Annotated in this window: 1 protein-coding gene; it reads left to right on the top strand. The window is 45.8% G+C overall.

The genetic code is table 11. From position 1 onward, the window contains the following. Positions 1-336, top strand: a 336-nt coding sequence (locus tag A3761_RS27435; RefSeq protein ID WP_197472966.1) for a hypothetical protein, incomplete at both ends; no start/stop codon positions are given.

The following is a 336-nucleotide window of genomic DNA, read 5'->3' as shown; positions in this document are numbered from 1 at the left end:
GGTTATTTATGTTGGTGATGTAGCGCTGTCTGATGGCTCGAGAGAAGATAAAGGAGTCCTCTCTGGTTTGTCTATTGATGATGCGCAAATCATAGCAAGCCAGGATGATATTGATAGTGAAGGGGTGACAGTTTCAGTCGTGGCGGGAGGTCTGACTAGTATTTCCGTCAGCTCTGCTGATGAAATGCTCTATGCGGAAGAAAGTAGTCAATTTTCAGCGCTGGGTGATTATGGCTCAGACCCCGTTGATATAACTGAAAACGTCCAATGGGGGTCTTCTGATATAACAATTCTGGCATTCTCTGATACCGACACTGGCTTGGCTGAACTACTGCT

The organism is Oleiphilus sp. HI0123, from assembly GCF_001635315.1.
Note: the sequence above shows the minus strand (reverse complement) of the source record. Positions and strands in the feature narration are given on the sequence as shown.